The organism is Streptomyces sp. NBC_01334, assembly GCF_035983595.1.
Taxonomy (GTDB): Bacteria; Actinomycetota; Actinomycetes; order Streptomycetales; family Streptomycetaceae; genus Streptomyces; species Streptomyces coriariae.
The window spans coordinates 5,697,235-5,722,025 of sequence record NZ_CP130718.1 but is presented as its reverse complement, the minus strand read 5'-3'; the positions used below and the strand labels follow the sequence as shown (position 1 = coordinate 5,722,025).

Sequence of the window (24,791 nt, the reverse complement as noted above, 5' to 3'; positions counted from 1 at the left end):
CCTTACAGCTTCATCAGGCTGGCGTCGTCGACCGAGGCCGAGTGGCGGGAACGGAACAGCGACACGATGATCGCGAGTCCGACCACGACCTCCGCGGCGGCGACGACCATCGTGAAGAAGGCGATGATCTGGCCGTCGAGATTGCCGTGCATCCGGGAGAAGGTGACGAACGCGAGGTTGCAGGCGTTGAGCATCAGCTCGATACACATGAAGACGACGATCGCGTTCCGCCTGATCAGCACGCCCGTCGCACCGATCGTGAACAGAAGAGCCGCGAGATAGAGGTAGTTGACGGGGTTCACTTCGACGCCTCCTCGGTCCGCTTCAGGTGTGGCGGCTCGATCGCGGCCCGCTCCAGGCGCTCCTCGGCGCGCTGCTCCAGGGCCTTGAGGTCGTTCAGCGCCTCGGTGGACACGTCCCGGATCTGACCGCGGTCGCGCAGCGTCTTGCTGACAGTGAGCTCCGACGGGGTGCCGTCGGGCAGCAGACCCTGGATGTCCACGCCGTTGTGCCGCGCGTACACACCGGGCGCGGGCAGCGGCGGTACGTGCTTGCCCTCACGGACACGCTCTTCGGCCAGCTCCCGCTGGGTCTTGGCCCGCTCGGTGCGCTCGCGGTGGGTGAGCACCATGGCGCCGATGGTGGCCGTGATGAGCAGGGCACCGGTGATTTCGAAGGCGAAGACGTACTTGGTGAAGATGAGGGCGGCGAGGCCCTCCACGTTGCCGTTCGCGTTCGCCTCGGCGAGGCCGTTGAACTCCGTCAGGGAGGCGTTGCCGATGCCGGCGATCAGCAGGATGCCGAAGCCGAGGCCGCTGAGGAGGGCCAGCCAGCGCTGACCTTTGATGGTCTCCTTCAGGGAGTCCGCCGCGGTGACGCCGACGAGCATCACCACGAACAGGAACAGCATCATGATCGCGCCGGTGTAGACGACGATCTGCACGATGCCGAGGAAGTAGGCGCCGTTGGCGAGGTAGAACACCGCCAGGACGATCATGGTGCCGGCGAGGCAGAGCGCGCTGTGCACGGCCTTCTTCATGAAGACGGTGCACAGGGCGCCGATCACCGCGACGGTGCCGAGCACCCAGAACTGGAAGGCCTCGCCGGTCGAGGTGGAGTAGGCGGCGAGTTGCGCGCTCATCGGCCGACCACCCCCTGCGATGTCGGCTCGTCCGTGCCGGACGTGGCGGCGGCATCCTGCGGGTCCTCGCCCTTGGAGATGGCCGGCTGCTGTTCCGTGCCGGGCGCCGCCTCCGTCACCAGACCCCGGTAGTAGTCCTGCTCGTCCGTACCCGGGTAGATCGCGTGGGGCGAGTCGACCATGCCCTCTTCGAGGCCGGCGAGCAGCTGTTCCTTGGTGTAGATCAGGTTGGCGCGGCTGGAGTCGGCGAGCTCGAACTCGTTGGTCATCGTCAACGCGCGCGTGGGGCACGCCTCGATGCACAGGCCGCACAGGATGCAGCGGGCGTAGTTGATCTGATAGACCCGCCCGTATCGCTCGCCCGGGGAGTAGCGCTCCTCGTCGGTGTTGTCCGCGCCCTCGACATAGATGGCGTCGGCGGGGCAGGCCCAGGCGCACAGCTCGCAGCCGACGCACTTCTCCAGGCCGTCCGGATGGCGGTTGAGCTGGTGCCGTCCGTGGAACCGGGGAGCTGTGGTCTTCTGCACCTCCGGGTACTGCTCGGTCAGCCGCTTCTTGAACATGGCCTTGAAGGTCACGGCGAAGCCGGCCACGGGGTTCTGGAAGCCAGGCGTCGTCTGCCCGGCCTCCTTGGGCTCCTCAGCCATCGGACGCCTCCTTTCCATCCAGCGATCCGTCACTCACAGCGTCCACTCCACCACTGACAATGAGCTCTCGTTCCTGGTGGGGGCGGCGTCGGGGCACCGGCGGCAACTCCTGTCCCGGCAGTGGCGGTACGGGGAATCCGCCCGCCATCGGGTCGAAGCCGGCAGGCTCGGCGGGGGCCTGCGCCTCCTTGCCCGCGTTGCGGAACATGTCCGCGATGAAGGACAGCAGCAACAGGGTCAGGACACCGCCGCAGACGTAGAGAGCGATCTCGGCGAAGTCGTAGTTCTCGTTGCGCAGGGTCCGTACGGTCGCGACGAGCATCAGCCACGTGACCGAGACGGGGATCAGGACCTTCCAGCCGAGCTTCATCAGCTGGTCGTAGCGGACACGGGGAAGCGTGCCGCGCAGCCAGATGAAGAAGAACAACAGCAGCTGCACCTTGACGACGAACCAGAGCATCGGCCACCAGCCGTGGTTCGCGCCCTCCCAGAAGGTGCTGATCGGCCAGGGAGCCCGCCAGCCGCCGAGGAAGAGCGTGGTCGCCACCGCGGAGACCGTCACCATGTTCACGTACTCGGCGAGCATGAACAGCGCGAACTTGATCGACGAGTACTCGGTGTTGAAGCCGCCGACCAGGTCGCCCTCGGACTCCGGCATGTCGAAGGGGGCGCGGTTGGTCTCGCCGACCATCGTGATGATGTAGAGGATGAAGGAGACCGGCAACAGCAGGATGTACCAGCGGTCCTGCTGCTGCTCGACGATCGTCGACGTCGACATGGACCCCGAGTAGAGGAACACCGAGGCGAACGCGGCGCCCATCGCGATCTCGTAGGAGATCATCTGCGCGCAGGAGCGCAGTCCGCCCAGCAGCGGGTAGGTGGAGCCGGAACCCCAGCCCGCCAACACGATGCCGTAGATGCCGATCGAGGCGACCGCGAGGATGTAGAGCATCGCGATCGGCAGGTCGGTGAGCTGCATCGTGGTGCGCTGGCCGAAGATCGAGACCTCGTTGCCGGCCGGGCCGAAGGGGATCACCGCGATCGCCATGAAGGCCGGGACGGTCGCGATGATCGGCGCGAGGACGTACACCGCCGTGTCCGCGCGCTTGACGATGAGGTCTTCCTTCAGCATCAGCTTGATGCCGTCGGCGAGGGACTGGAGCATGCCCCAGGGACCGTGCCGGTTGGGTCCGATGCGCAGCTGCATCCAGGCGACGACCTTGCGCTCCCAGACGATGGCGAACAGCACGGTCACCATCAGGAAGGCGAAGCAGAAGACGGCCTTGACGACGACCAGCCACCAGGGGTCGTGGCCGAACATCGAGAGGTCTTCAGCGGCGAGGTACGGGCTCATGCCTCCACCTCCTTGGGCGCGTCGGCGATGAGCGTCGCCGGGCCGATGCGGACAAGGGCGCCGGGCGTCGCCCCGGAGTCGGAGGCGACGCCTCCGCCCGTGGAGTTCAGCGGGAGCCAGACCACCCGATCGGGCATCTGCGTGATCAGCAGCGGGAGTTCGACCGCCCCCGCGGGCCCGGTCACGGCGAGGATGTCGCCGTCCTTGACGCCCACTTCGGCGGCCGTGGCGGGCGACACGCGCGCGTGTGCGGCGTGCCGCGTCCCGGCGAGCGCTTCGTCGCCCTGCTGGAGGACACCCTGGTCGAGCAGCAGGCGGTGTCCGGCGAGGACGGCCTCCCCCGCGGCGGGACGGGGCAGGTGGGCCGCGGTCTCCAGGGACTCGGAGGCCCGAGGCCCGTCCCACGCGCCGAGCCGGTCGAGCTCCGCGCGCGCGGTGCGCAGGTCCGGCAGGCCGAGGTGGACGTCCATGGCGTCGGCGAGCATCTGGAGCACGCGCGCGTCGGCGGGCGCCGGCCGGCGTGTCATCTGGTCGGGCTTCAGTGCCGCCTCGAAGAAGCGGACCCTGCCTTCCCAGTTGAGGAAGGCGCCGGCCTTCTCGGCGACCGCGGCCACCGGGAGGACGACATCGGCGTGCTCGGTGACCTCGCCGGGCCGCAGCTCCAGCGACACGACGAAGCCCGCCTCGGCCAGCGCCGCACGCGCACGTGCCGGGTCGGGCAGGTCCGCGACCTCGACGCCCGCGACGAGCAGCGCCTGGAGTTCGCCGGACGCGGCGGCCTCGACGATCTGCCCGGTGTCCCGGCCGTAGCGGTGCGGAAGTTCGGCCAGTCCCCAGGCCGCGGCGACCTCCTCACGCGCGCGTGGGTCGGTGGCCGGACGGCCGCCCGGCAGCAGCGACGGCAGAGCGCCCGCCTCGATCGCGCCCCGCTCGCCCGCCCGGCGTGGGATCCACACCAGTCGGGCGCCGGTCGCCGCGGCGGCCCGCACGGCGGCGGTGAGACCGCCGGCCACACCGGCCAGCCGCTCGCCGACGACGATCACCGCGCCTTCGGCCCGCAGCGCCTCGGCGGCCTTGCCGCCCGCGTCCTCCAGGCCGACGCCGCCCGCGAGCGCGTCCAGCCATTCGGTCTCGGTGCCCGGGGCGGCCGACAGCAGCGTGCCGCCCGCCTTCTCCAGGCCCCGGGTGACGTGTGTGGCCAGCGAGAACACCCGCTGTCCGTGCTTGCGCCAGGCCTTGCGCAGCCTCAGGAAGACGCCGGGCGCCTCCTCCTCCGATTCGAACCCGACCAGCAGGACGGCGGGCGCCTTCTCCAGGAAGGTGTACGTGACGCCCGTACCGTCGAGGTCACGGCCGCGGCCGGCGATGTGGGCGGCCAGGAAGTCGGCCTCCTCGCTGCTGTGCACGCGCGCGCGGAAGTCGATGTCGTTGGTGTCGAGCGCCACGCGCGCGAACTTGCTGTACGCGTAGGCGTCCTCGATGGTGAGGCGGCCGCCGGTCAGGACGCCTGTCCTGCCGCGCGACGCCAGCAGGCCCTGGGCCGCGATCTGCAACGCCTCCGGCCAGGAAGCCGGTACGAGGTCTCCCTCGGCGTCGCGCACCAGAGGCGTTCCGAGCCGGTCCCGCTGCTGGGGGTACCGGAACGCGAACCGCCCCTTGTCGCAGATCCACTCCTCGTTGACCTCGGGGTCGTTGGCGGCCAGGCGCCGCATGACCTTGCCGCGCCGGTGGTCGGTGCGCGTGGCGCAGCCGCCGGAGCAGTGCTCGCAGACCGACGGCGAGGAGACCAGGTCGAAGGGCCGGGAGCGGAATCGGTACGCCGCCGAGGTCAGCGCGCCGACCGGGCAGATCTGGATGGTGTTGCCTGAGAAGTACGACTCGAAGGGGTCGCCCTCGCCGGTGCCCACCTGCTGGAGCGCGCCCCGCTCGATCAGCTCGATCATCGGGTCGCCCGCCACCTGGTTGGAGAACCGGGTGCAGCGCGCGCACAGCACACACCGTTCACGGTCGAGCAGCACCTGCGTGGAGATCGGCAGGGGCTTCTCGTACGTCCGTTTCCTGCCCTCGAAGCGGGACTCGGCCTGGCCGTGCGACACGGCCTGGTTCTGAAGGGGGCACTCGCCGCCCTTGTCGCAGACCGGGCAGTCCAGCGGGTGGTTGATGAGGAGCAGCTCCATCACACCGTGTTGTGCCTTCTCGGCCACCGGTGAGCTGAGCTGGGTCTTCACCACCATGCCGTCCGTACACGTGATCGTGCAGGACGCCATCGGCTTGCGCTGGCCCTCGACCTCGACGATGCACTGCCGGCACGCGCCGACCGGATCGAGGAGGGGATGGTCGCAGAAGCGCGGGATCTCGATGCCGAGCTGCTCGGCGGCCCGGATGACCAGGGTGCCCTTGGGCACGCTGATCTCGGCGCCGTCGATCGTCAGCGTCACGAGATCTTCCGGCGGGACCGCCGCCTCGCCGCCTCCGGAGGGAGCGCTGGTGGTCACCGTCATGCGTTCACCTCCGTGTGCTTGTCGGCCCAGACCGTCGACTTGGCCGGGTCGAAGGGGCAGCCGCGGCCCGTGATGTGCTGCTCGTACTCCTCGCGGAAGTACTTGAGCGAGGAGAAGATCGGCGAGGCGGCGCCGTCGCCGAGGGCGCAGAAGGACTTGCCGTTGATGTTGTCGGCGATGTCGTTGAGCTTGTCGAGGTCGGAGAGGACTCCCTTGCCGGCCTCGATGTCCCGCAGCAGCTGCACGAGCCAGTACGTTCCTTCACGGCACGGGGTGCACTTGCCGCAGGACTCGTGGGCGTAGAACTCGGTCCACCGGGTGACGGCCCGCACGACGCAGGTCGTCTCGTCGAAACACTGGAGAGCTTTGGTGCCCAGCATGGAACCCGCGGCACCCACTCCTTCGTAGTCAAGAGGGACGTCGAGGTGCTCCTCGGTGAACATCGGCGTCGAGGAGCCGCCCGGTGTCCAGAACTTGAGCCGGTGCCCGGGTCGCATGCCGCCGCTCATCTCGAGGAGCTGGCGGAGGGTGATACCGAGCGGGGCCTCGTACTGGCCGGGGCCGGCGACATGGCCGCTGAGCGAGTAGAGCGTGAAGCCCGGGGACTTCTCGCTCCCCATCGACCTGAACCATTCTTTGCCGTTTTGCAGAATCGCGGGAACTGACGCGATCGATTCGACGTTATTCACCACAGTCGGGCACGCATAGAGGCCCGCGACAGCAGGGAAAGGAGGGCGCAGCCGCGGTTGACCACGGCGGCCTTCGAGCGAGTCGAGCAGCGCGGTCTCCTCACCGCAGATGTACGCGCCGGCGCCGGCGTGCACGGTGAGTTCGAGGTCGAGTCCGCTGCCCAGGATGTTCTCGCCGAGGTAGCCCGCCGCGTAGGCCTCGCGCACGGCCTCGTGCAGCCGCCGCAGAACGGGTACGACTTCACCCCGCAGATAGATGAAGGCATGAGACGACCTGATGGCATAACACGCGATCACAATGCCCTCGATGAGGCTGTGCGGGTTCGCGAAGAGGAGCGGGATGTCCTTGCAGGTCCCGGGCTCCGATTCGTCGGCGTTGACAACTAGATAGTGCGGTTTTCCATCACCCTGCGGAATGAACTGCCATTTCATTCCCGTCGGGAATCCCGCGCCGCCCCGCCCGCGCAGACCGGAGTCCTTGACGTACGCGATCAGGTCGTCCGGCGACATGGCGAGCGCCTTGCGGAGGCCCTCGTACCCTTCGTGCCTTCGGTAGACGTCCAGACTCCAGGACCGGTCCTCGTCCCAGAAGGCCGACAGCACGGGTGCGAGCAGCTTCTCCGGGCTGCTGCCCTTCAACTCGGGTGCCAAGGTCATCACTCCCCCTCCTCGGCGGTAGGCCCTGCCGGGTGAGCTGGGTCGGAGGCCGACGTGTCCTGTGGCGCGTCGTGCGAACTCCGGTGCTCCGCGGGCGACGGCTCGTGCACCGCCCGGTCCTGCGGCTCGTCGTGCGGCCCGCCGTCCCGCGGGTGGACCACGCGCGCGGGTGCGGTCTCTCCCCTTGCCAGGCGAAGACCCACCAGCGACGCCGGTCCCGCACTGCCGCTCGCCTCTACGGCCCCGTCCCGCTCGTCGGGGAAGCCCGCCAGGATCCGGGCGGTCTCCTTGAAGGTGCACAGCGGCGCACCGCGCGTCGGCGAGACGGTGTGACCGATCCGCAGGTCGTCCACCAGGCGCTTCGCGCTCTGCACGGTCTGGTTGTCGAAGAACTCCCAGTTGACCATCACGACCGGCGCGAAGTCACAGGCCGCGTTGCACTCGATGTGCTCCAGGGTGATCTTGCCGTCGTCGGTGGTCTCGCCGTTGCCGATGCCCAGGTGCTCCTGGAGCTGTTCGAAGATCGCGTCGCCGCCCATCACCGCACACAGCGTGTTGGTGCAGACACCCACCTGGTAGTCACCGCTGGGGCGGCGCCGGTACATGGTGTAGAAGGTGGCGACCGCGGTGACCTCGGCCGTGGTCAGTTTCAGCACGTCCGCGCAGAACTGCATCCCGGTGCGCGTGACGTGCCCCTCCTCCGACTGCACGAGATGCAGCAACGGCAGGAGCGCGGACCGGGAGTCGGGATAGCGGGCGATGATCTCGCGCGCATCCGCCTCCAGCCGGGCCCGGACGTCGTCCGGGTAGGCGGGCGCGGGCAGTTCGGGCATACCCAGGCTGACGCCCCGCTCGGAAGAAGAGGTGGTCACCGGTCGACGCCTCCCATAACGGGGTCGATGGAGGCGACGGCGACGATGACGTCGGCGACCTGGCCGCCCTCGCACATCGCTGCCATGGCCTGAAGGTTGGTGAAGGACGGGTCCCGGAAGTGGACCCGGTACGGGCGGGTGCCTCCGTCGGAGACGGCGTGCACCCCGAGTTCGCCCTTGGGTGACTCGACGGCCGCGTACGCCTGTCCCGGCGGGACGCGGAAGCCCTCGGTCACCAGCTTGAAGTGGTGGATCAGGGCCTCCATGGAGGTGCCCATGATCTTCTTGATGTGGTCCAGGGAGTTGCCCAGACCGTCGGGGCCCAGGGCGAGCTGGGCGGGCCAGGCGATCTTCCGGTCGGCGACCATGACAGGGCCGGGCTGCAGCCGGTCCAGGCACTGCTCGACGATCCGCAGCGACTGGCGCATCTCCTCCAGGCGGACCAGGAAGCGGCCGTAGGAGTCGCAGGAGTCGGCGGTCGGGACATCGAAGTCGTATGTCTCGTAGTCGCAGTACGGCTGCGCCTTGCGCAGGTCGTGCGGGAGGCCGGTGGACCGCAGGATCGGGCCGGTGGCGCCGAGGGCCATGCAGCCGGCCAGGTCGAGATACCCGACGTCCTGCATGCGGGCCTTGAAGATGGGGTTCCCGGTGGCGAGCTTGTCGTACTCGGGGAGGTTCTTCTTCATCTTCTTCACGAACTCGCGGATCTGGTCCACCGCGCCGGGCGGCAGGTCCTGGGCGAGTCCGCCGGGGCGGATGTACGCGTGGTTCATCCGCAGGCCCGTGATGAGCTCGTAGATGTCGAGAATCATTTCACGATCACGGAATCCGTAGATCATGATCGTGGTGGCACCGAGTTCCATGCCACCGGTGGCGATGCACACCAGGTGGGAGGACAGCCGGTTCAGCTCCATCAGGAGCACCCGGATGATCTTGGCTCGCTCGGTGATCTGGTCCTCGACACCGAGGAGCTTCTCGACGGCGAGACAGTAGGCGGTCTCGTTGAAGAAGGACGTCAGGTAGTCCATGCGCGTCACGAACGTGGTGCCCTGGGTCCACGTGCGGTACTCGAGGTTCTTCTCGATGCCGGTGTGGAGGTAGCCGATGCCGCAGCGGGCCTCGGTGACCGTCTCGCCCTCGATCTCCAGGATCAGGCGGAGCACCCCGTGAGTGGAGGGGTGCTGGGGACCCATGTTGACGATGATGCGTTCGTCGTCGGCGCGGGTCGCGGACTGGACGACCTCGTCCCAGTCGCCACCGGTGACCGTATATACAGTGCCCTCGGTGGTCTCACGTGCGGATGCTGACTGCGTGCTCATGAGTACGACCTCCGCTGGTCCGGAGCCGGGATCTGGGCGCCCTTGTACTCGACGGGGATGCCGCCGAGGGGGTAGTCCTTGCGCTGCGGGTGGCCCTGCCAGTCGTCCGGCATCATGATCCGCGTCAGGGCCGGGTGACCGTCGAAGACGATCCCGAAGAAGTCGTAGGTCTCGCGTTCGTGCCAGTCGTTCGTGGGATACACGGAGACCAGGGACGGGATGTGCGGGTCGTCGTCCGGGGCGCTGACCTCCAGGCGGATCAACCGGTTGTGGGTGATCGAGCGCAGGTGGTAGACGGCGTGCAGCTCACGCCCCTTGTCGTTCGGGTAGTGCACGGCGCTGACGCCGGTACAGAGCTCGAAGCGCAGGGCCGGGTCGTCGCGCAGGGTGCGGGCCACACGGAGCAGGTGCTCGCGCTCGACGTGGAAGGTGAGCTCGTCGCGGTCGACGACCGTCCTCTCGATCGCGTTGGCGGGGAGCAGACCCTGCTCCTCCAGCGCGCCCTCGAGTTCGTCGGCGACCTCGTCGAACCAGCCGCCGTAGGGCCGGCTCGCCGCTCCGGGGAGCCGGACGGAGCGGACCAGGCCGCCGTATCCGGAGGTGTCGCCGCCGTTGTTGGCGCCGAACATGCCGCGCTGGACGCGGACCTCCTCGCCGCCCTGGCCGCGCTGACCTGGGAGGTTGGAAGCGGAAAGATCCTTCTCGGGGTTCACCCCGTTCGACCCGTTCGAGGGGCCGTTCGCGCCATGGGTGCCGTTTGCGTCGCTCACCGCAGCAGCCCCTTCATCTCGATCATGGGCAGGGCCTTGAGCGCCGCTTCCTCCGCCTCGCGGGCCGCCTCCTCGGCGTTCACGCCGAGCTTGCTGTTCTGGATCTTGTGGTGGAGCTTGAGGATCGCGTCCATCAGCATCTCGGGGCGCGGCGGGCAGCCCGGGAGGTAGATGTCGACGGGCACGATGTGGTCGACGCCCTGCACGATCGCGTAGTTGTTGAACATGCCGCCGGAGGAGGCGCACACGCCCATGGAGATGACCCACTTGGGGTTCGGCATCTGGTCGTAGACCTGCCGGAGCACGGGTGCCATCTTCTGGCTCACCCGGCCGGCGACGATCATCAGGTCCGCCTGACGGGGCGAACCCCGGAAGACCTCCATACCGAAGCGCGCCAGGTCGTAGCGGCCGGCGCCGGTGGTCATCATCTCGATGGCACAGCAGGCGAGGCCGAACGTGGCGGGGAAGACGGACGCCTTGCGCACCCAGCCCGCGGCCTGCTCGACGGTGGTCAGCAGGAATCCGCTCGGCAGCTTTTCTTCGAGTCCCATGGCTAAAGGCCCCTCAGTCCCATTCCAGGCCGCCGCGCCGCCATACGTACGCGTACGCGACGAAGACGGTGAGCACGAAGAGCAACATCTCCACGAGCCCGAAAACACCCAGGGCGTCGAAGGTGACGGCCCAGGGGTAGAGGAAGACGATCTCGATGTCGAAGACGATGAAGAGCATCGCCGTCAGGTAGTACTTGATGGGGAAGCGCCCGCCGCCGGCCGGCGTGGGGGTCGGCTCGATACCGCACTCGTAGGCCTCGAGCTTGGCGCGGTTGTACCGCTTCGGCCCGATCAGCGTGGCCATGACCACGGAGAAGATCGCAAAGCCTGCCCCGAGGGCTCCCAGTACGAGGATGGGCGCATACGCGTTCACCGCTCCTCGCTCCTCTCAGTCGGCACTGACTGCTGGCGATGACGTCGGACTCTGCGGCCCCAGGCCCCCGAACCCCACCCGTCCCGGCGAAGATCGCGAACATGTGAAGCAGGTCACAAGCCCAACTGCCTCGCATCTTATGCCCGCCGCTCTGTGATCTGCGACACGGGGTATTACACAAGCTTTGTGATCTCCACCACCTGACGAAGGATCATGAAGTCATATCGACAGTGATCTTCATACGTGAAGCGTCAGAGTGATCACAAGAAGTGACATTTGCGCTCGTCACCGCAGGAATCGAGAGTCGTCTCCATATCAAGAGGCTTCCCTTGCATGCAAATTGGTGATGGACGCAGTGCCCTGATAGAGGCGCGCATTCACACATCAGGGGGAGGCGGGGTCGGGATGTGGACGTGTGTACGCGTTCACAAGCGGAGGTGGCCGTGCCGGACGCGCGAGACGCGGCCGCTGCGGTAACCGTTCCGTGACCTCCGCCACATCCGTGAGGGGGGCCTAAGAACCGGGCTTGGCCAACGGTCTCAACCGGTGGTAGGTGGCGGGCAATCCGGGCGTAACGACGAAAGTCCATGATCACAGGCTTGATCACCTGCGTCCGCAATGTCCGTTACGGCGTCAATAAAGAACCCAGGCCAGGGAATTTGGGGCGCCCATTGAACAACTGTGGCGCAGCACACGTTTCTTGAAGGTATGGAGGAGCCCCTGATACCGGTTGTACCCATGTCCCACACCGCTCACATACGCAGCCACCGGAAACCCCGCCGCAGCGCGTCGACGATCGCGATGCGGGCCGGAGTCGCCAGTGGTGTCCTCGGCACGCTGGCCGTCGCCACAGCAGCTGGCTCGGCCAACGCCGCCGAGCCGGTGACGCAGACGCTCGAACTGCCCGTTCTCACGGGCGACCTGGCCGCCCAGGTCGCGCAGTCCGCTCAGGCCACGCAGCAGGCCGCGGCGAACTACCAGCTTCAGGCAGAGCGCGACGCGGCAGCCACCGCAGCCGCCAAGGAGGCCAAGAAGGACCTCGCCGACGCCAAGGCCGAGGCGAAGAAGAAGGCCGAGGCCGCCCGCAAGGCCGCCGCCGAGCGGGCCACGCGCGCCGCCGAGCGGACCACGCTCACCTCGACGTCGGGCAGCAGCAGCTCCGACAGCACGAGCAGCTCCACGGCGACGGGTTCGGCCGCGGCCGTCATCGCCTTCGTGAAGGCACAGATCGGCGACGCCTACGTCTCCGGCGGCACCGGCCCGAACTCCTGGGACTGCTCGGGTCTCATGCAGACCGCCTTCAAGCAGGTCGGCGTCGACCTGCCGCGCGTCTCGCAGGACCAGTCGACCTTCGGCACCCAGGTGTCGCTGGACAACCTGCTGCCGGGCGACATCCTCTACTGGGGCAGCGCGGGCAGCGCGTACCACGTGGCGGTGTACGTCGGCGACGGCATGTTCGTCGGCGCGCAGAACCCGTCCACCGGTGTGGCCGAGAAGCCGATGTCGTACGACCCGCCGACCGGCGCGGTACGGGTGCTCTGACACCCCCGGGTGCCCCTGAGGGCACCGCACGCACGCAAGGGCCGCAGCCGCTCGGGGGCAGCGGCCCTTCGAGCACTGCCGACGCGCGCGGCCGGTACGAGCGGCTCCGCGCGGCGCGGCCGCTCTCCTGACGCGCGCGCGGGCTCAGCAGCCGCCTCCAGAACGCGCGTAGAGGCCCCTCGGCCGCCTCCCGTCGCCTCCAGGACGCCTGGGGGCACCACCCCGTTCCGGGACCGCGCACGGGCGCGCCGGCCGGTCTCGTGGACATGCCTGCCACCCTCCGCACCGCCGACGGGACCGGGGCGGCATCACATCGAGCGTGATGTACCGACATGTCGGACACACCGTCAATCCCAGCGCCGACTCGGCTCGGTCCGGCGCAGTCGGGCTGTGGCTGTGGCTGTTCGACGTGTGCGAGGAATCGATCGAGTCGTGAGCGGATCCGGGCCGACCCGGGGCCGGGTCCGGAGCAGCTCCGACCGGACGCCCGGCAGGAGCCGGGAGGGCGCACCGCCGCGAGCGGCCGGGCGAGGGCAGGCCAGTGGGCGGCGGGCACACGTGGCGGGCGGCAGGCAGACATGGCGGGCCGGCGGGAAGGGGGCTTCGCGCCGGCCCGCCGGTGCTCCGCTTCCGGAGGGCCCCCGCCGTGGTCAGGCCTTCGGGGCCACCTTGCTCAGGCCGTTGATGATGCGGTCCATCGCGTCGCCGCCCGTGGGGTCGGTGAGGTTGGCGAGCATCTTCAGGGTGAACTTCATCAGCAGGGGGTGGGTCAGGCCGCGCTGGGTCGCGATCTTCATGACCTTCGGGTTGCCGATGAGCTTCACGAAGGCGCGGCCCAGCGAGTAGTAGCCGCCGTAGGTGTCCGCGAGGACCTGCGGGTAGCGCTGGAGGGCCAGTTCGCGCTGGGCGGGGGTGGCGCGGGCGTGAGCCTGCACGATGACGTCGGCGACGATCTGACCGGACTCCATGGCGTAGGCGATGCCCTCGCCGTTGAACGGGTTCACCAGGCCGCCGGCGTCGCCGACCAGCAGCAGGCCCTTGGTGTAGTGGGGCTTGCGGTTGAAGGCCATGGGGAGGGCGGCACCGCGGATCGGGCCGGTCATGTTTTCGGGGGTGTAACCCCAGTCCTCCGGCATGGACGCGCACCAGGCCTTGAGCACCTCGCGCCAGTCGAGCTCCTTGAAGGAGTTGGAGGTGTTCAGCACCCCCAGGCCGACGTTGGACGTCCCGTCGCCCATGCCGAAGATCCAGCCGTAGCCGGGCAGCAGACGGTCCTCGCCCGGGCCCCGGCGGTCCCACAGCTCCAGCCAGGACTCCAGGTAGTCGTCCTCGTGGCGCGGGGAGGTGAAGTAGGTGCGGACCGCGACGCCCATCGGGCGGTCCTCGCGGCGGTGCAGGCCCATCGCCAGCGAGAGACGGCTGGAGTTGCCGTCGGCAGCCACCACGAGCGGGGCGCGGAAGGTGACTTCGCGCTTCTCGTCGCCCAGCTTGGCGTGCACGCCGATGATGTGGCCGGTGCGGTCGTCGACGATCGGGGCGCCGACGTTGCAGCGCTCGTAGAGGCGGGCGCCCGCCTTCTGGGCCTGGCGGGCGAGCTGCTCGTCGAAGTCGTCTCGCTTGCGGACGAGTCCGTAGTCGGGGAAGGAGGCGAGATCCGGCCAGTCCAGCTGGAGGCGGACGCCGCCGCCGATGATGCGCAGGCCCTTGTTGCGCAGCCAGCCGGCCTCCTCGGAGATGTCGATGCCCATGGCCACGAGCTGCTTGGTGGCTCGCGGGGTGAGGCCGTCGCCGCACACCTTCTCGCGCGGGAACTCGGTCTTCTCCAGGAGGAGTACGTCGAGTCCGGCCTTGGCGAGGTAGTACGCGGTCGTGGAGCCGCTCGGCCCCGCGCCGACGACGATCACATCGGCGGTACTTTCGGAGAGGAGCTCGTTCACGGCGGTCACGGCGGGATCTCCCCAAGTTCGGAATCTTCGTGCCGACCGGCACTGGACATGGGCAGTCTATTCAGCAGAATTGATCACCCGGCTGAAGGGCTGCCCCGTGAACCGAGCTCTCCCCGTAGTACGGCTGCGTGTCCCCACGGACGAGGACGCGGTCACCTGGCACCGGGTCTTCGACGACCCGGACGTGATGGAGTTCCACGGCGGCAGGTCCGCGGAACTGTCCGCCTACGAGGAGCTCACCGCCCGCCAGCGCCGGCACGACGCCGAGCACGGCTTCTGTCTCTGGACGATGCTGGACCGGGACGACCGGGTCATCGGGTTCACGGGCGCCCAGCCGTGGCCGCAGCAGTGGGGGCCCAAGGGCGAGATCGAGATCGGGTGGCGGCTCGGGCGGGAGCACTGGGGACAGGGGTACGTGACGGCGGCCGCGCAGATGACGCTGGAGCGGGTGCGGGCGGCCGGGGTGCCGGGGGTGGTGGCCATGGTCGACGCGCGCAACGTGCGGTCCATCGCCGTCACGGAGCGGCTGGGCATGCGGCTCGCGGAGGTCTTCACGACGCCGGAGCCGAAGCGGGAGGGGCGCTGCTACCGCCTCGCCTGGTGACCTCTGCCACTCAACCGGAGAGTAACTCTCCGTAGTCGTTGGCTACAGAAAGACACTCAACCCTTCCGGACGACACCCCCGTGCGGTTACCCTTCCAGTACCGCTGGGGGTGACATTTGTGCTCATACCACCCAAGACACCCGACGTGTGCGTGCCGAGACTCGTCGGCCTGATGGCCGTGGACGCGCGCGAGGCGGCCGCGGCGCAAGGTGTGCTGCTGGCCGCACCGGACCGGCCCGAGTTCCACCGCGCGGTCGTGGACTACGTCGTACGGCAGTACCCGCCACCCGGTGTCGAGGTGCCGCGCGGCGCCGTCGTCACCGTGTGGTTCGAGTTCGGCGAAGGAGAGGGCGGCGGAGGCGCGGGCGTGCGCGAGCCTCGGGTGCCCAGACCGGGCGGGGGCGGGCTGCAGCGCGAGCTGGACCGGCCCGGACATCCCTTCGAAGCGATCACCGGCTGACGGCGAGGCAGCCGGCCCGAGCCGCGTCGTAGGTCTGAGCCGTGCCGGTGGTCCGAGCCGTGCCGGTGGTCCGAGCCGTGCCGGTGGTCCGAGACCCCCCAGGCCCGAGCCGTGGCTGCGATCCGCGCCTCAGGCTTCCTTGAAGCCCCGGTGCAGGGTCACCACGCCGCCCGTCAGGTTGCGCCAGGCGACCTTCGACCAGCCGGCCTTGCGCAGGTGCTCGGCGAGGGCGGGCTGATCGGGCCAGGCGCGGATGGACTCGGCGAGGTAGACGTAGGCGTCCGGGTTGGAGGAGACCGCGCGGGCCACCGGAGGCAGCGCGCGCATGAGGTACTCGGTGTAGACGGTCCGGAACGGCGCCCAGGTCGGGTGCGAGAACTCGCAGATCACGACGCGTCCACCGGGCCGGGTCACCCGGTACATCTCGCGCAGGGCCGCGTCGAAGTCCTGCACGTTGCGCAGGCCGAAGGAGATGGTGACGGCGTCGAAGACGTCGTCCTTGAAGGGCAGTCGCGTGGCGTCCCCGGCGGTGAACGGCAGCCAGGTGTGGTTCTTCTTTCCGACCTGGAGCATGCCGAGGGAGAAGTCGCACGGGACGACATAGGCGCCGGTCCGCGCGAACGGGAGGGAGGAGGTCGCCGTACCCGCGGCGAGGTCCAGAACCTTCTGGGCGGGGCGGGCGTCGACCGCCTTCGCGACCTCCTTGCGCCACCTCCGGTCCTGGCCGAGCGACAGGACGTCGTTGGTCAGGTCGTACCGTTCCGCCACGCGGTCGAACATCGAGGCGACTTCGTGGGGCTGCTTGTTCAGGGAAGCACGGGTCACCCGCCCATTGTGGCAGCCCCCTCCTCACCGGCTCACGGCAGGAGCCTCGGCTTCTTCCGTGCCGCGACGTCCTCGACCCACCCGCAGAGCAGCACGAACAGGGCGATCAGCAGCCAGCCCACGCCGAACATGAACCACTGGCTCTCCAGCGGCAGGTACTTCTCGAAGGCGGGGATGTCCCAGAACCGGTCGATCAGCGGCACGGCCAGGATCAGGGCGATCTCGTGCCAGAGGTAGATCGTCACCGCGCGCGCGTTGAAGACGGTGACGATCCGGTTCGTGCGCCGGAAACGGGTGAGCCAGGCGAAGTCGATCCCGAAGTGCGCCTTCGCCCACATCAGCAGCATGACGAAGCCCGCCGACCAGAACGCCTGCGCGACGGGGTCCTCGTCGAGGTCGTAGGTGCCGAACTCGGCCTGGTGAGTGAAGGCGTACCAGCCGCCGAACCCGATCGCCGCGAGCGACATCACGACCACCAGGGCCGGCTTCATGCGCTGGAGGACGCCGTCGCGGTGCGCGAAGCCGAGCATCCAGCAGAAGAGGTACGTCGACAGGTCCCACATCGCGGTGCCGACGCGGTTGTCCGGGCCCGCCCAGACGAAGGTGAGCACCAGGACCGGCGCGAGGGAGAGTGCCAGCACGGCGACCGGCGCCAGCCGGAACAGCCGTAGCAGCAGCGGGGAGAGCAGGACGAACCAGAGGTACGTCCGCAGGTACCAGAGGATCTCCCAGGCCTGCTCGCCCCAGGCGTTGCCCGGCGGGTCGCCCAGCGGCACGACCCAGTAGACGATCTCCCAGCCCGGCATCCAGTCGTGGATCAGCATCGCCAGGACGACGAAGACGCCCCAGAACCAGAAGGGGGGAAGGAGCCGGCGGAAGCGGCTCTTCACCACCTTCAGCGCCGGACGCTCCAGGGACTTCGCCATCAGGGTGCCGGCCAGGCCGAACATGATCCCCATGGACGGGAAGACCATGCCCGCCCAGGCCCAGCCGAAGGTGTGGTAGGCCACGACGCGGATGAGGGCCAGGGCTCGGAGCGTGTCGAAGTAGCGGTCGCGTTGGGGAGCAGCGGGCTCGGACCGGGGCGGGGGTTCCTCCGTCACCTTCTCGGTGACGGTCGTCGCCTGAGCCTCGGGCTCCCGAACGGCATCCGGGTCCTGGTCCGCGTTCGGGTCCGCGTCCACCGCCGGCAGGGGCGCCGTCTCCTCGACGGCGACACCCTGCCCGTACGCCGCGTTCTGCGCGTACTCCTGCGCATACGGCTGTTGCGGATACGGCTGCTGGCCGTACTGCTGTGGGTAGGGCTGCTGCGGATACGGCTGCTGCCCGTACCCGTCGTACCCGTGCGGGTACGACGACGGCTGCCCGTACTCATGGCTGTACTGCTGCCCCGGCCCGTGCCCGTACCCCTGCCCGTAGCCGTCTCCGTGATCCGGACCCGGCCCGTACCCCTGGCCGGAGCCCTGGCCGTAGCCCTGCTGCTCCCAGCTCATCAGCTCGCCCCGGCGGGGGTGCCGACCTCGCCGGTGCGCTTCAGCTTCTGCCAGCGCAGGCGGCCGCCGGTGAGGGCGGTGATGCAGGAGTGGATGAGGACGAGGTACATCATCTGGCGGTAGGCCAGTTGCTGGAGCGGCATCATCAGCAGGTACCGGTACTTCTCGCGGTCCAGGCGGAACGCGTAGGCCGCGCAGCCCAGTTGGACGCCGAGGACCGCCAGCCAGGCCAGCAGGGCCGCCTGGAAGTCGATGAAGATCATCGAGTAGATCGTGAACACGTCGATGAGCGGGGCGAAGACCGGCGTGATGATCTGGAAGAGGACCACGAGCGGCATGCCCACCCGGCCGAAGCGACCCGAAGGCCCCTTGTCCGTCAGGGACTTGCGGTGCTTCCACAGCGCCTGCATGGTGCCGTAGGACCAGCGGTAGCGCTGGGACCACAGCTGCTTCAGCGAGCCGGGCGCCTCCGTCCAGGCCTTGGCGTGCTCCTGGTAGACGACCTGCCAGCCCCCGCGGTGCATGGCGATGGTGATGTCGGTGTCCTCGGCGAGGGTGTCCTCGCTCATGCCGCCGACCTCGAGCACGGCCTCGCGGCGGAACGCACCGATCGCGCCGGGGATGGTGGGCATGCACCGCAGCAGGTCGTACATGCGGCGGTCGAGGTTGAATCCCATCACGTACTCGATGTGCTGCCAGGCGCCGATGATCGTGTCGCGGTTGCCGACCTTGGCGTTGCCGGCGACCGCGCCGACCTTCGGGTCGGCGAAGGGCTGCACGAGCTGGTGCACGGCGTCCGGCTCGAAGACGGTGTCGCCGTCCATCATCACGACGATGTCGTAACTGGCGCTGCGGACACCGTTGTTGAGGGCGGCCGGCTTGCCCGCGTTCTCCTGTCGGATGACGCGGACGTTGGTCATGCCGAGGGCCCTCGCCGCCTCGCGCGAGATCTCGGACGTGTTGTCGTCCGAACCGTCGTCCACGATGATGATCTCGATCGGATGGGTGCTCTTCGCCAGCGACTTCAGGGTGTTGGCGATGCACTCCTTCTCGTTGTACGCCGGGACGATCACGCTGACCGGCCGGGTGACGGTCGGCCCCCAGCTGAAGCGGCGCTTGTTGCGCTTTCTGTAGTGCCGGCGGGCCAGGATCAGCATCATCCCGAACCGGCCCATGACGGCCACGCCGACGATCATCAGCCCCACCGACAGCGTCGGGACGGTCCACTCGGCGAGGGTGACCGCGGCGATGAGGGCCTTGCCCTCGTAGAGCGTCACGCCGGTGGCCTCGCGGTGTGCCGCCTGAAGCCGGTTGATGGTCTGACCGGTCCCGCCGTTCGCGCCGGTGCCGCCTTCGCCGTCGGGCACGTTGCCGGGCTGCTCGCCGGCAGCCCCCTCGGTCGCGGTCGATCCCTCGGTTCCCGTCGTCCCCTCGGCCGCCGTCGCCGCGCCGGCCCCGGCCGCACCCGCGGCCTGCTGCTGACCCGCGCCGGAGGCCTGCCGGGCGGCGGCGTTCTGCTCCTGCATCACACCGCTGATGGTGGTGAAGGTGTAGCCCGCGGCCTTCATCTTCTTGATGTACGTCGGCAGCGCCTTGATCGTCTGCGAGCGCTCGCCACCCGCGTCGTGGAAGAGCACCGACGCGCCCTTGCCGTCCTCCGGCGTGGCCCACTTGATGATCTTCGAGACGCCCGGCTTCTTCCAGTCGTCACTGTCCGTGTCGACGAAGACGCTGGTGTAGCCGTCTTCACCCAGCTTCTTGTAGATGGGCCAGCTGTAGTTGTCGATGGCGTCCGTCTCGGAGGAGTACGGGGCGCGGAAGAGCGTCGTCGTGATGCCGGCCGCGCCCGCCAGCGCGAGCTGCGTCTGCTCCATCTCGCGGTCGACGCGGGCGTCGGACTGGTAGGAGAGGTCGACGTGGGTGAAGGTGTGGATACCCACCTCGTTGCCCTCCTCGACCATGTCCTTCACGATGCTCGGGTAGCGCGAGACCATCGAGCCGACCAGGAAGAACGTGCCGGGCACGTCGTACTCCTGGAGGATCTTCAGCACCTGGGGCGTCCAGGTCGGGTTCGGCCCGTCGTCGAAGGTCAGCGCGATCGTCTTGTCCGGCACGGAGACGGTGGTGGCCTGGCCGCCCTGGAAGGTCAGGATCGGGCCGCCGTCGAGGACCTCGTCGGGCACCTTGCCGGCGCTGGCCCCGGTACGCACGCGCTGGTCCCCGCCGACCTCGGCGCGCAGATAGCCGTCGAGGAGCATCACGCTGGTCAGCGCGAGCAGAAGCAGCAGGGCGAGGATGACACGCGGTTTCTGCAGCGCCGCGGCCTTGCCCGCCGCCCGCGACATGCGGGTCGGGGCACGGCGGCGGCCGCGCGAGGAAGTGGTCGTCATGGGAGTGGCTGAACTCCGGTCAGTTGGCGGCCGCGGAGGCGGTCGCGGTCGGGGCGGAGCTCGGCGGCTCGCCGGTGGCGACGCCCGTGGGCGGAGTGCCGGTGGGCCTCGAGGGCGGGGTGCCGATACCGCCCTGCGGCTGGGCGCCGCCGGGGCCGGAGTTCTGGGAGCCGCGCGGGCCTCCGTTGCCGAACGGCAGCAGGGAGGACGGGGCCAGGGAGGTGCCCCAGCCCATGAAGGCGGCGCCGAGGACGACGGCGTACACAAGACAGCCGACCCCCATGAGGAGGCCGATCCGGCGCAGCAGCTTGGACCTGCGCCCGGAGTTGTCAACGAACACGGGCCCCTCGGCGGAGGCGTCGTCACGTTTGCGGCTGCGACGGCTGCCGCGAGCAGCGGCACGGCTTTCGATGGCAGGCTCGGATTGCATTCCACGGATATTAGAGAGCCTTTATGTGGCACAAACTCTGCGCTGCTTGTGAGAGACCCATGAGAAACAGGTGAACCTGTCTCTTCCCTGAGAGATCCCCGAATCTCCTGCGCGGCACCTGCCCGTCATGGGAGGGTTGATTATCCCTTTTGGGCGGGTGGATATCACCTTTTGCGCGGTTACCTCCATGAACTGTCTGTGTGTCCACTGTTCCCGCGCGATCCGCCCACTTGTGAGACATTTCCATTTGGGAAACGTGCTTTGTTTCCATGCTGAGACAGAAATCACGAGAGCGGGTGCATACGCAATGAGGAGTTTCCTGATGCCGATGGCCGGGGTCACCTGCCTGTTTGCCCTGGCCGTTACAGGATGCTCCGCGGGGTCCGACAGCACGTCGGACGCGGCACCACCCGCGGAGAGCGAACAGGCGAACAGTCCCTCACCATCGCCCAGCGCCACATCATCGAGTACCGGCACCTCCTACGCGCCCTACGTGAGCGCGGTGGAGGCCGATGACAACGACTCGGCCGGCTCGCCGACGTCGTACAACCTGGCGTTCGTCATCTCGAGCGGCAGCGGCTGTACGCCGAAGTGGAACGGTACGAACGCCATCGACGACTCCGCCGTGAAGTCCCGTATCTCGGCGCTGACCGAGTCGGGCGCCACGGCACGCGTGTCCTTCGGCGGGGCCTCCGGCAAGGAGTTGGCGGCCACCTGTGACAGCGTGTCCGAACTCACGGAGGCGTACGGCGAGGCGCTCGACGCGGCCGGCTCCACCCAGGCCGACTTCGACATCGAGGGCGACGAACTGACCGACTCCGACTCGGTCGCCCTGCGCTCCCAGGCGATCGCCGCCCTCCAGGAGGAACGCCCGGAGCTCGAAGTGTCCTTCACCCTCCCGGTGATGCCCTCCGGGTTGGACGCCGACAGCCTGGCGCTGCTGGCGTCCGCGAACAAGTACGACGTCCAGGTCTCCACCGTCAACCTCATGACGATGAACTACGGGGAGTCGTACGCCGGAGACATGGGCGGGTACGCGGTCACCTCGGCCACTGCCGCGCAGGCGCAGCTCAAGAAGGTGTTCGGGACGACGGACGCCGCCGCTTGGAAGGGGATGGCGCTCACCTCGATGATCGGCACCAACGACGTCGACAACGAGACGTTCTCGCTCTCGGACGCGGCACAGGTGCGTACGTTCGCCGAGGAGAAGGGCATCTCCTGGGTGTCCATGTGGTCGACGTTCCGCGACCAGCAGTGCGAGGACGGCTCCGCCACGGATGACGCGTTGACCAATTGCAGCGGGGTCGAGCAGAGTGCGGGAGCGTTCGCGGAGGCGTTCACGGGCTGAAGAAACCGGGGGGTTCCCCGCTCAGCGCCGTCGGTACACCAGGCGGCCCTCGATCACCGTGGCCACGCAGGTTCCCGCGCCCCGGGTCGACAGGGCCGCCTCGTCGGGCACGTCGAAGACGGCGAAGCGGGCGGCGGAGCCGCGTTCCCGGGGCGGGGCGAACTCCACCGGCAGGCCGCAGGCGTACGGGTCCAGCGAGGGCACCCCGCCGAGGCGCGGCGCGGGCCGGCTCACGACCGCCAGGCCGGAACGGGTCACGACGTCCCGCACCGCGCGCCGGCGCAGTTCCTCGCAGGCCACCGCGACCGTGCCGTGGGCCAGCATGCGCTGCACGCCGCGCCGGGCGCTCGCGCCCCAGCGGGCGTCGTCCGGCGCCAGTGCCGTGAGCGCGTCACCGGTCAGCGGCTCGGTGCCCAGCTCGTCGGCCTCGCGCGGGTCGGGGTGATAGGCCCCCTCCAGCAACTCCGTGCCGTGCGGGTTGACGAGACCGGGCGTCAGGATGCCGGGCCACCGGCGCACCCGCGCCGCCGGATACGCGGCGACGAGCTGCTCCAGCGGACCGGCCTCGGCGATCCCGGCTCCCTCGACGGCCAGGGCGCGGCCGCGGGAGTCGGCGTGAATCGTCAGCAAGAGGGCCCTAGTTGGAAGCGAGGAGCTTCAGTTCGGGGTGCGCGGTCCCGCCGGCGATCGCGGTCGACGAGATGTGGGACATGACCCGCTCGTCCACCGGGTCGTTCGCCGGGTCGTCGTGCACCAGGAGGTGCTCGTAGGTCGTCGCGCGCTGGGCCGGGACGCGGCCCGCCTTCCGGATCAGGTCGATGATCTCGAGGCGGTTGGAGCGGTGCTTGGCACCGGCCGAGGAGACGACGTTCTCCTCCAGCATGATCGAGCCGAGGTCGTCCGCGCCGTAGTGCAGGGAGAGTTGGCCGACCTCCTTGCCCGTCGTCAGCCACGAGCCCTGGATGTGCCGGACGTTGTCGAAGAACAGCCGGGCGATCGCGATCATCCGCAGGTACTCGAAGAGGGTCGTCTGGGTGCGGCCCTTCAGGTGGTTGTTCTCGGGTTGGTACGTGTACGGGATGAAGGCCCGGAAGCCGCCCGTCCGGTCCTGCACGTCACGGATCATCCGCAGGTGTTCGATGCGCTCGGCGTTGGTCTCGCCGGTGCCCATCAGCATGGTGGACGTCGACTCGACGCCCAGCCCGTGCGCGGTCTCCATGATCTCCAGCCAGCGCTCGCCGGACTCCTTGAGCGGGGCGATCGCCTTGCGGGGACGGGCGGGGAGCAGTTCGGCGCCGGCGCCGGCGAAGGAGTCGAGTCCGGCGGCGTGGATACGGGTGATGGCCTCCTCGACCGACACCTTCGAGATCCGCGCCATGTGCTCGACCTCGGACGCTCCCAGCGAGTGGATCACCAGCTGCGGGAACGCCTCCTTGATGGCCGCGAAGTGCTTCTCGTAGTACTCCACTCCGAAGTCCGGGTGGTGCCCGCCCTGGAACATGATCTGCGTGCCGCCGAGCTCGACGGTCTCGGCGCACCGCCGCAGGATGTCGTCGAGGTCGCGCGTCCAGCCCTTGGCGGTGTCCTTGGGGGCCGCGTAGAAGGCGCAGAACCTGCACGCCGTGACGCAGACGTTCGTGTAGTTGATGTTCCGCTCGATGATGTACGTGGCGATGTGCTCGGTACCCGCGTACATCCGGCGGCGTACGGCGTCGGCGGCGGCGCCGAGCGCGTGCAGGGGGGCGTCACGGTAGAGGTCGAGGGCCTCTTCCGGGGTGATCCGCCCGCCGTCCGCGGCACGGTCGAGCACAGACTGGAGGTCGGCCTTCTCGGGCACCGGAGCGTCCCTTTCGTCAAGGGTTGTGGACGGACCGAACCAGCCTACGCCAGCGGTCCCGGCACCCGGACGTCAGGCCGCGTACGCACCGATCAGCAGCCCGGCGAAAGTCCCGGCGAGCATGAACGGCCCGAAGGCGATCACCGTCTTGCGGCCGGCCCGTCCCACGACGGCCAGGGCACCGCCGTACAGCGCCCCGAGCAGGAACGCGGCGAACGTGCCCAGCATGACCGTCGCCCAGCCGTACCAGCCGAGGACGGCGCCCATCGACAGCGCCAGCTTCACGTCGCCGTACGCCATGCCGCCCGGGTTGACGAGATGCAGCACGAGATATCCGGCGCCGAGGCCGAGCGCGCCGAACAGGGCCGTCGTCCAGTCGCCGGCGTGCTCGGGCAGCAGGGCGGCCGGGCCCAGCAGGACGAGGGCGGCGGCCGCGAGCGGGAGAGTGAGCGGATCCGGCAGCCGGCGCACCCGCAGGTCGACGGCGGCCAGCAGCACCCCGACCGGCGCGAGCAGCAGCCAGACGACGAGTTCGGGCCGCAGACCGGTCGCGGCGGCGAGCGCGGCGCAGACGGCAGCGGTGAGCAGGGTGAGACCGACGGCACCGGGCGCGCGGAATCCGGCGGGGGCGGTAGAGGTGACAGGGTCAACGGGAGCGGCGGAGGTCGCAGGACGCGCGTCTGCCGTGGACTCCGACTCCGACTCCGGCCCCGATCCCGGCTCAGGCCCCGGCTCCGGCCCCGGCTCTGGGCTCGGCCCCGGCCCCGGCTCCGGCCCCGGCTCTGGGCTCGGCCCCGGCTCGGCGCATCGGCCGCATCTCGCCCGCCCGAGCCACCCCCGGATCGGGTGCCCGCCCGGGCAGGTCGACCGCCAGCCGCCGTCCCTCTCCTCCCACGGCACGGAGAACCGGTGGACGGCCCGCGGCAGCAACGCCCCCGCGATGGCGCCCCAGAGCGCCGCGATCGTGACCAGTGCCAGGTCACCGGGAGGTGTGGTCATCGACAGAGATCCTAGGGAGGTGGAGAGACCCTGACACTGACGC

General features: G+C 69.2%; 23 protein-coding genes. 4 read left to right on the top strand and 19 right to left on the bottom strand.

Going from position 1 to position 24,791, the window contains the following annotated elements; translation table 11 throughout:
- Positions 1–2 precede the first annotated feature (2 nt).
- The 11 genes from nuoK to OG736_RS25685 are packed head-to-tail and all read right to left on the bottom strand — an operon-like array spanning position 3 to position 10,874.
- Complete coding sequence (nuoK, locus tag OG736_RS25735) at positions 3–302, bottom strand: NADH-quinone oxidoreductase subunit NuoK (protein WP_020130147.1); 300 nt, start codon at positions 300–302, stop codon at positions 3–5.
- Positions 299–1,141: an NADH-quinone oxidoreductase subunit J gene (locus tag OG736_RS25730; protein ID WP_327184536.1), complete on the bottom strand. Its 843-nt coding sequence runs from the start codon at positions 1,139–1,141 to the stop codon at positions 299–301. The genes nuoK and OG736_RS25730 overlap by 4 nt, the downstream gene beginning before the upstream one ends.
- Complete coding sequence (gene nuoI, locus OG736_RS25725) at positions 1,138–1,788, bottom strand: NADH-quinone oxidoreductase subunit NuoI (protein WP_327184535.1); 651 nt, start codon at positions 1,786–1,788, stop codon at positions 1,138–1,140. The genes OG736_RS25730 and nuoI overlap by 4 nt, the downstream gene beginning before the upstream one ends.
- On the bottom strand, positions 1,781–3,142 hold the full coding sequence (gene nuoH, locus OG736_RS25720) for an NADH-quinone oxidoreductase subunit NuoH (RefSeq protein WP_327184534.1): 1,362 nt from the start codon (positions 3,140–3,142) through the stop codon (positions 1,781–1,783). The genes nuoI and nuoH overlap by 8 nt, the downstream gene beginning before the upstream one ends.
- Positions 3,139–5,643, bottom strand: coding sequence for an NADH-quinone oxidoreductase subunit G (locus OG736_RS25715; RefSeq protein WP_327184533.1), 2,505 nt, complete (start codon positions 5,641–5,643; stop codon positions 3,139–3,141). Before OG736_RS25715 ends, nuoH begins: the two co-directional genes overlap by 4 nt.
- A complete protein-coding gene (nuoF, locus tag OG736_RS25710) occupies positions 5,640–6,992 on the bottom strand; it encodes an NADH-quinone oxidoreductase subunit NuoF (RefSeq protein ID WP_171398839.1) in 1,353 nt (450 codons plus the stop codon). Before nuoF ends, OG736_RS25715 begins: the two co-directional genes overlap by 4 nt.
- Positions 6,989–7,861 (bottom strand): NADH-quinone oxidoreductase subunit NuoE, encoded by an 873-nt coding sequence (nuoE, locus tag OG736_RS25705; protein ID WP_327184532.1) that lies wholly within the window; start codon positions 7,859–7,861, stop codon positions 6,989–6,991. Before nuoE ends, nuoF begins: the two co-directional genes overlap by 4 nt.
- Positions 7,858–9,180: an NADH-quinone oxidoreductase subunit D gene (locus tag OG736_RS25700; protein WP_267018935.1), complete on the bottom strand. Its 1,323-nt coding sequence runs from the start codon at positions 9,178–9,180 to the stop codon at positions 7,858–7,860. The genes nuoE and OG736_RS25700 overlap by 4 nt, the downstream gene beginning before the upstream one ends.
- Entirely contained in the window at positions 9,177–9,950 is a 774-nt protein-coding gene (locus tag OG736_RS25695; protein ID WP_327184531.1) for an NADH-quinone oxidoreductase subunit C, read from the bottom strand. The genes OG736_RS25700 and OG736_RS25695 overlap by 4 nt, the downstream gene beginning before the upstream one ends.
- The gene (locus OG736_RS25690) at positions 9,947–10,501 is read right to left on the bottom strand and encodes a NuoB/complex I 20 kDa subunit family protein (protein ID WP_057602796.1); all 555 of its coding nucleotides are present in this window, start codon (positions 10,499–10,501) and stop codon (positions 9,947–9,949) included. Before OG736_RS25690 ends, OG736_RS25695 begins: the two co-directional genes overlap by 4 nt.
- A gap of 13 nt (positions 10,502–10,514) precedes the next feature.
- The gene (locus tag OG736_RS25685; RefSeq protein ID WP_007383963.1) at positions 10,515–10,874 is read right to left on the bottom strand and encodes an NADH-quinone oxidoreductase subunit A; all 360 of its coding nucleotides are present in this window, start codon (positions 10,872–10,874) and stop codon (positions 10,515–10,517) included.
- A gap of 738 nt (positions 10,875–11,612) precedes the next feature.
- Here OG736_RS25685 and OG736_RS25680 point away from each other — a divergent pair.
- On the top strand, positions 11,613–12,416 hold the full coding sequence (locus OG736_RS25680; RefSeq protein WP_327184530.1) for a C40 family peptidase: 804 nt from the start codon (positions 11,613–11,615) through the stop codon (positions 12,414–12,416).
- A gap of 650 nt (positions 12,417–13,066) precedes the next feature.
- Here the strand turns inward: OG736_RS25680 and OG736_RS25675 are convergent.
- Complete coding sequence (locus OG736_RS25675) at positions 13,067–14,353, bottom strand: geranylgeranyl reductase family protein (RefSeq protein WP_327187710.1); 1,287 nt, start codon at positions 14,351–14,353, stop codon at positions 13,067–13,069.
- 106 nt (positions 14,354–14,459) lie between these two features.
- On the opposite strand from OG736_RS25675, the gene OG736_RS25670 reads away from it, so the two are divergent.
- Positions 14,460–14,966: a GNAT family N-acetyltransferase gene (locus OG736_RS25670; protein ID WP_327184529.1), complete on the top strand. Its 507-nt coding sequence runs from the start codon at positions 14,460–14,462 to the stop codon at positions 14,964–14,966.
- Positions 14,967–15,084: 118 nt separating this feature from the next.
- Entirely contained in the window at positions 15,085–15,426 is a 342-nt protein-coding gene (locus tag OG736_RS25665; protein WP_327184528.1) for a PASTA domain-containing protein, read from the top strand.
- Between the two features lie 129 nt (positions 15,427–15,555).
- Here the strand turns inward: OG736_RS25665 and OG736_RS25660 are convergent, their stop codons facing one another.
- The 4 genes from OG736_RS25660 to OG736_RS25645 are packed head-to-tail and all read right to left on the bottom strand — an operon-like array spanning position 15,556 to position 20,564.
- Positions 15,556–16,251: a demethylmenaquinone methyltransferase gene (locus OG736_RS25660; RefSeq protein WP_327184527.1), complete on the bottom strand. Its 696-nt coding sequence runs from the start codon at positions 16,249–16,251 to the stop codon at positions 15,556–15,558.
- Positions 16,252–16,283: 32 nt separating this feature from the next.
- Positions 16,284–17,744, bottom strand: a complete 1,461-nt coding sequence (locus OG736_RS25655; protein ID WP_327184526.1) for an acyltransferase family protein — start codon at positions 17,742–17,744, stop codon at positions 16,284–16,286.
- Positions 17,744–20,134, bottom strand: a complete 2,391-nt coding sequence (locus OG736_RS25650) for a bifunctional polysaccharide deacetylase/glycosyltransferase family 2 protein (protein WP_327184525.1) — start codon at positions 20,132–20,134, stop codon at positions 17,744–17,746. Before OG736_RS25650 ends, OG736_RS25655 begins: the two co-directional genes overlap by 1 nt.
- Positions 20,135–20,153: 19 nt before the next feature.
- Positions 20,154–20,564: a hypothetical protein gene (locus tag OG736_RS25645; RefSeq protein WP_171398829.1), complete on the bottom strand. Its 411-nt coding sequence runs from the start codon at positions 20,562–20,564 to the stop codon at positions 20,154–20,156.
- 307 nt (positions 20,565–20,871) lie between these two features.
- Between OG736_RS25645 and OG736_RS25640 the strand changes: the two genes are divergently transcribed.
- A complete protein-coding gene (locus OG736_RS25640; RefSeq protein WP_327184524.1) occupies positions 20,872–21,912 on the top strand; it encodes a chitinase in 1,041 nt (346 codons plus the stop codon).
- Between the two features lie 21 nt (positions 21,913–21,933).
- On the opposite strand, the gene OG736_RS25635 is transcribed toward OG736_RS25640, so the two are convergent.
- From OG736_RS25635 to OG736_RS25625, 3 genes are all read right to left on the bottom strand, one after another.
- The gene (locus OG736_RS25635) at positions 21,934–22,542 is read right to left on the bottom strand and encodes a hypothetical protein (protein WP_327184523.1); all 609 of its coding nucleotides are present in this window, start codon (positions 22,540–22,542) and stop codon (positions 21,934–21,936) included.
- A gap of 7 nt (positions 22,543–22,549) precedes the next feature.
- Complete coding sequence (gene mqnC / locus OG736_RS25630) at positions 22,550–23,749, bottom strand: cyclic dehypoxanthinyl futalosine synthase (RefSeq protein ID WP_142265656.1); 1,200 nt, start codon at positions 23,747–23,749, stop codon at positions 22,550–22,552.
- Positions 23,750–23,821: 72 nt separating this feature from the next.
- The gene (locus OG736_RS25625) at positions 23,822–24,748 is read right to left on the bottom strand and encodes a prepilin peptidase (protein ID WP_327184522.1); all 927 of its coding nucleotides are present in this window, start codon (positions 24,746–24,748) and stop codon (positions 23,822–23,824) included.
- Positions 24,749–24,791 lie beyond the last annotated feature (43 nt).